The 6048-nt window shown below is 70.2% G+C and carries 4 protein-coding genes; all 4 read left to right on the top strand.

Features of this window, described 5'->3' with window-relative positions; genetic code table 11:
* Positions 1-657 precede the first annotated feature (657 nt).
* The 4 genes from QZT59_RS07665 (at position 658) to QZT59_RS07680 (ending at position 5750) form a co-directional block, all read left to right on the top strand.
* Positions 658-2106 carry a hypothetical protein gene (locus QZT59_RS07665; RefSeq protein WP_290813729.1) on the top strand — a complete coding sequence of 483 codons (1449 nt, stop codon included), beginning with the start codon at positions 658-660 and terminating at the stop codon, positions 2104-2106.
* 239 nt (positions 2107-2345) lie between these two features.
* Positions 2346-3647 (top strand): glycosyltransferase family 2 protein, encoded by a 1302-nt coding sequence (locus tag QZT59_RS07670; protein WP_290813734.1) that lies wholly within the window; start codon positions 2346-2348, stop codon positions 3645-3647.
* Positions 3644-4702: a non-hydrolyzing UDP-N-acetylglucosamine 2-epimerase gene (gene wecB / locus QZT59_RS07675; RefSeq protein ID WP_290813738.1), complete on the top strand. Its 1059-nt coding sequence runs from the start codon at positions 3644-3646 to the stop codon at positions 4700-4702. Before QZT59_RS07670 ends, wecB begins: the two co-directional genes overlap by 4 nt.
* A gap of 1 nt (position 4703) precedes the next feature.
* Positions 4704-5750 carry a polysaccharide deacetylase family protein gene (locus tag QZT59_RS07680; protein WP_290813741.1) on the top strand — a complete coding sequence of 349 codons (1047 nt, stop codon included), beginning with the start codon at positions 4704-4706 and terminating at the stop codon, positions 5748-5750.
* Positions 5751-6048 lie beyond the last annotated feature (298 nt).

The following is a 6048-nucleotide window of genomic DNA, read 5'->3' on the forward strand; positions in this document are numbered from 1 at the left end:
CCGGTCCGCGTCGCGGTCTCCGAAATCACCGCGCCGGTCCGCGTCGCGGTCTCCGAAATCACCGCGCCGGTCCGCGTCGCGGTCTCCGAAATCACCGCTCCGTCCGGGCGCGCGTTGGCGCGCGGTTGCGTCGCTCGATAGCGGATTCATTGCCTGACATCCATCGACGGAAGACGGTACCATTGTACTATACGGATTACCAACAGGTTATCGCCGGGTTTCGGAGGCGATAGTCGGCCGAAAGGGCTCCGAAGGACCGAGCCGACGCGAACCGTCGCCGGTCGTGACGGACCGCTCGCCCGGGTATTTCCGGGTAGGGTCCGGATACCTGTCTCGGCCGGCGGGTCGGGTCACGCGCTCACGGATCGGTGCGGCCGTCGCCAGCGGCGCTCGACCCGGCCGTCGAACGCACCCACCGGTGGGCGGCGACGTTCGAGCCGGCCGATCCACCCCCGATTGGTGGCCGACGAACTCCCGATCGACGACCGACGCGGCGGGTCCGTCACGGACGAGGCTCGAATCGTGACCCGGACGAGCTACGAGCGTGAGGGAGGACCGAACCCGACGAACCGTCTCCGCCGGCCTGAATGTCACCGCGGCCGTAACGACGTCCATAACTATCCATCACGATTTCGAGGAAATCGTACGAACAAGACGATGGCAACATCCGACGAGTCGAACGGCGGGACGATCGGATCGGTCGAGGACACTTCTGCGGGGGAGCCGGAATCGAACGACGGGGCGACCGCCGAGGACGCGACGGCGGCGGAATCGACGACCGGAGCGACCGGCGAACCCGCCGCGGCGACGGGAGCGAGCACCGGCGAACCCGCCGCGGCCGACGGATCGCTCTCCGGGAACGGTCCCGAGAGCCACGAGAACGGACGCTTCGGGCGGAGAGTCCGACGGTCTCGATCGGCGCTCGGCGGCGCGCTCGGCGTCGTCGGGACCGTCCTCGGCGCCGCGACGGCGGCGCCGGTCTCGGGAGCGTCGCTCGATCGCAGTCGAACGGTCCGTCAGCGGGTGCTCGAGGAGCGCGAAGCGGAGGCGTGGGACGCGATCCGGTCGGCGGTCGACGGCCGGGTCACGATCTGCGGATCCACTCAGGCGACGGACGGTCGGCGGTGTTTCTGGCTCGGCGAGGTCGCGGGCGTCGACGGGCGGGCGTCCGCGCGATCGATCCCGCACGACGAGTTCGACGTCGCGCGAGCGCTCGCGCCGGTCGACGACGGGGGCGCCGTCGTCGTCGGGAACTCCTCCCCGCGGCGTACCGGCGCGACGTCCGACGTGCTGGCGGTGCGGACGGAGGCCGACGGGCGAACCCGCTCGCGAACCGTCTTCGGCGAGTCGGGATACGCCTACTGCAACGCCGTGATCCGGACGCGGGACGGCGGTTACCTCATCGGCGGCGGCGCGATCCCGGACGGCGGGTCGGAGATGGACGCGTGGATCGCGAAGACGGACGCCGAGCTCGGGCGGACGTGGTCGCGGACCTACGGCCGGAGCGACGGCGACACGGTCAACGCGATCGCCGAGGCGCCCGACGGCGGCGTCCTGCTCGTCGGCTCCACCGCGGGCGGGCACAACGACGTCTGGCTCGTGAAGGTCGACGACCGCGGTCGCCGGGAGTGGGACCGGACGATCGGCGGCGACGGCTACGACCTGGCCCGGGCGGCGATCGCGACCCGCGACGGCGGCTACGCGTTCGCCGGGCACACCACCTCCGGCGCCGACGGAAAGCGCGCGTGGATCGCCACGCTCGACGCGGCGGGCGAACTCTCGTGGGAGCGGACCTACCGCGACGGCGAGCGCTCGCTCGCCCACGACCTCGTCGAGACCGATCGCGGCTTCGCCGTGGCCGGCGAGTCGACGGGCGCCGACGGGGGCGCGCGGGCGTTCGTCGCGACCGTCGACCGGGTCGGCACGTGGCGGCAAAAGCGCACCTTCGATCGCGCCGCCAGCGCGCGGTCGATCCTGACGGTCGACGACGGACGGTACGTCGTCGTCGGGACAACGCGGGCCGGCGGACCCCGCGGGAGCGCCCACCCCTGGATCGCGAGCGTCGCGCCGGCGACCGGTCGCCCGGAGCCGACCGGAGCCAGTTGAGACGAGAGTTAGTTGAGACGAGAGTTAGTTGAGACGAGAGTTAGTTGAGACGAGAGTTAGTTGAGACGGGAGGGAGCGAAACGGTGCTGACGAAGCCGTCCCACCCCGGTATCGTTCCCGTACCGTGCGTACGCACCGGATACCGATCGCGTCCGACCGTTCGTACGCGGTGACCGTTCGGAAGGCCGTTCGTTACTATTGGCGTGTTTCTCAAACGGTTCTGACGGTTCAAGCGACTCATGTATGAAGGTCACACCGTAGGGGTCGTGGTGCCCGCCTACAACGAATCGGGGTTCGTCGGCGAGGTGATCGAGACGCTCCCCGCGTTCGTCGACAGGGCGTACGTGATCGACGACCGGTCGACCGACGGCACCTGGGCGGAGATCGAACGGGCCGCGGCCGCGGTCAACGAGCGCGCCGCGCCGGAGCGGCTGCCGGCGCTGCACGCCGACGGCGGTCGAACGCGGGCCGAGGGTCGTCCAGCGCACGCAAACACCGGTCGAACGCAGGCCGATGGCGGCCCAGCGCACGCCGAGGGCGGCCCAGCGAACGCCGAGGGAGGCCCAGCCCACGCCGACGGCGGCCCAGCGCACGCTGACAGCGGTCGAACGCAAACCGGTGGCGGCTCAGCCCACGCCGAAAGCGGTCGAACGCAAACCGGTGGCGGCTCAGCGCACGCTGATAGCGGTCGAACGCAGGCCGACGACCGCACGTACCCGGACGGCGGCGGCACGTTCGATCCGCGGGTGGTACCGATCCGCCACGAGGAGAACCGCGGGGTCGGCGGCGCCATCAAGACCGGCTACCAGCGGGCCCGCGAGGACGGGCTCGACGTCGTCGCGGTGATGAACGGCGACGGGCAGATGGACCCGGCCATCCTCGACCGGATCGTCGACCCGGTCGTCGCGGGGCGAGCCGACTACGCGAAGGGCAACCGGCTGTCGAACGCGGACGACCGCGCGGAGATGCCCGCCTGGCGCCTGTTCGGCAACGGCGTCCTCACGTTCCTCACGAAGTGCGTCAGCGGCTACTGGCGGATGAGCGACCCGCAGAACGGCTACACCGCGATCTCCGGGCGCGCCCTCGAGCTCATCGACCTCGACCGACTCTACGAGGACTACGGCTTCTGCAACGACCTCCTCGTCCACTGTAACGTCCACGGGATGCGCGTCGAGGACGTCCCGATGCGCTCGCGCTACGGGGACGAGCGCAGCCACATCCGCTACTCGACGTTCGTCCCGTCGCTGTCGTGGCTGCTGGCCCGGCGGGCCGCCTGGCGCTACAAACAGAAGTACGTCGTGTCGGACTTCCACCCGCTCGTCTTCCTGCTCGTGCTGGGACTGCTCGGCGGCGGGGCGGGGCTGGCGTTTACGGGCTGGTTCGTCGCGACGGCCGGCGCCGCGACCGTCGAGACGCTGGTGTCGCTCGTCGTCGTCCTGCTCGGAGCCTGCTTCGTGGCGCTGGCGATGGTCTTCGACCGGCTGGCTAACGAACCCCTCGAGGCGGGCGTCTACGACCGCGTCGGAGGTGAGGGGCCGTGAGCGTCCTCACCGTGGTCGGCGCCCGGCCGCAGTTCGTGAAGGCCGCCGCGGTCTCCCGACAGCTCCGGGGGCGTCTCGAGGAGACGGTCGTCCACACCGGCCAGCACTACGACCGCGAGCTCTCGGCCGTCTTCTTCGAGGAGCTCGACCTCGAGGAGCCGGACCACCACCTCGGCGTCGGCTCGGCGAGCCACGCCGTCCAGACCGCCGAGGTGATGGTCGGACTCGAGCGGATCATCGAGGAGGAGCGTCCGGAGGTCGTCCTCGTCTACGGCGACACCAACTCGACGCTGGCGGGGGCGATGGCCGCGGCGAAGCGCGAACCGGCCATCGCCCACGTCGAGGCCGGCCTGCGCTCGGGGGACACGTCGATGCCCGAAGAGGTCAACCGGATCTGCACCGACCACTGCGCCGACCGGCTCTACGCGCCGAGCCGGGACGCCGTGGCGAACCTCGAGCGCGAGGGGATCGGCGCGGGCGTCGTCGAGTCCGGCGACGTCATGTACGACACCCTGCTGTCGGTCCGCGACGGCCTGGCGGACGTCTCGATCGACGGGATCGACGTCCCCGAGGAGTTCGTCCTGGCGACCGTCCACCGCGCCGGCAACACCGACGATCCCGAGCGCCTGGTCGGAATCGTCGACGGGCTCTCCCGGCTCCCGAAACCCGTAATCTTGCCCGCCCACCCCCGGACCGTCGAGGCGCTCGAGCGCGAGGGGCTCCGGGAGCGGGCGAACGAGGGGATCGACCTCGTCGAGCCCCAGGGCTACCTGCCCTTCCTCCGGCTCGTCGCCGAGGCCGACTGCGTGGCGACCGACTCCGGCGGCGTGCAGAAGGAAGCGTTCTACCTCGAGACGCCCTGCGTCACCCTCCGGGACACGACGGAGTGGGTCGAGACGATCGAGGCCGGCTGGAACGTTCTCGTCGGCGCCGACGCCGACCGCATCGTCGACGCGGTGGGCGCCGCCGGCGACCCGCCCGCGAAACCGGACCTCTACGGCGGCGGCACCGCGGCCGCGCGCATCGTCGACGACCTGGAACGATTGGTTGCGTGATATGGACGACGAAACTGCGAACGCGAACCCCTCCCGAGAGGTACCGAGCCGCGAATTGCGCCCCCCGGTCCCGGCCGACCTCCCCGCCGACGCCCGACCCGTCCCGTCGATCGTACCCGAGGACGCCCCGTTCGCGCTCTGTCTCACCCACGACGTGGATCGGCCGCACAAGGGGATCAGATCGCTGTTCTACGCCGCCCAGGAGCGCCCGGGGTACCACCTGCGGACCCTCCTCTCGTCGTCGAACCCGTACTGGCAGTTCGAGGAGATCGCGGGCCTCGAGGACGACCTGGGGGTCCGATCGGCGTTCTACTTCCTGACCGAGCAGCACCTGCTCCACGATCGGCCGATCCGAGACTGGCTCTCGCCGGCGAACTGGGTCCAGCACCTGGGTCGGTACGACGTGACGGCCCCCGAGATGGTCGACGTCATCCGGTCGCTGGACGACGGCGGGTGGGAGGTCGGCCTCCACGGATCCTACCACTCGGGAACCGACCGCGAGCGGCTTCGCGAGGAGAAGGCGATCGTCGAGGACGTCCTGGGCGAGCCGATCGCGGGCGGTCGCCAGCACTACCTGCGCCTCTCGGGCACGGAGACGTGGCGCCACCATCGGTCGATCGGACTGGCGTACGACGCCAGCTTCGGCTCCGGCACGGAGGTGGGCTTCCAGTACGGCTACCGTCCCTTCCGGCCGTTCGACGACGACTTCCTCGTCTTCCCGCTGACGATCATGGAGCAGGCGCTGCCGGATCCGCGCGAGGACTTCGAAGCCGCCCGCGACGTCTGCGAGGAGCTGCTGCTCGAGGCGACCGCGAACGAAGCCGTGATGACGGCTCTGTGGCACGTCCGGTTCTTCAACGAGCGCGAGTTCCCCGGGTTACGGAAACTCTACCGATGGCTGGTGGAACGAGCCCAGGAGCTCGGCGCTTGGATCGGGACGCCGCGAGAACTCCTCGAGGAACGTCGACAGCCCGTCGACGGGATCGCGAGCGGCGACGGCGAGCGCCGTCTCTCGGACACGACGTCGCAGGCGTCCGATTCCGACTGAATCGATCGACCCTTCGCCAGCGGACGTCGTCGGTGGAATCGATTTTCCCCCATCAGCGGACGTCGTCGGCCGAATCGATCGACCCTTCGGCGACGGCGTCGGCTCCAGCCGTCCGCTCTATCGCGGGGGCGACTCGAAACGGTTGGATAAAGAGATCTCAGGACGCGGGGATGAAGGGATCTCAGGACGCGGGGATGAAGGGATCTCAGGACGAAGGGAAGAGATCTCAGGACGCGGGGATGAAGGGCGACGGTCGGCCACGGCCGATTTCGCTAGCCGGTCAGGGAGTTTCGAAGTC

The organism is Halovivax sp., from assembly GCA_007119345.1.
Classification (GTDB): Archaea; Halobacteriota; Halobacteria; order Halobacteriales; family Natrialbaceae; genus Halovivax.

Coding starts and splice junctions, on each gene's coding strand:
- QZT59_RS07665 (WP_290813729.1), top strand. CDS start 658: ATGGCAACATCCGACGAGTCGAACGGCGGGACGATCGGATCGGTCGAG.
- QZT59_RS07670 (WP_290813734.1), top strand. CDS start 2,346: ATGTATGAAGGTCACACCGTAGGGGTCGTGGTGCCCGCCTACAACGAA.
- QZT59_RS07680 (WP_290813741.1), top strand. CDS start 4,704: ATGGACGACGAAACTGCGAACGCGAACCCCTCCCGAGAGGTACCGAGC.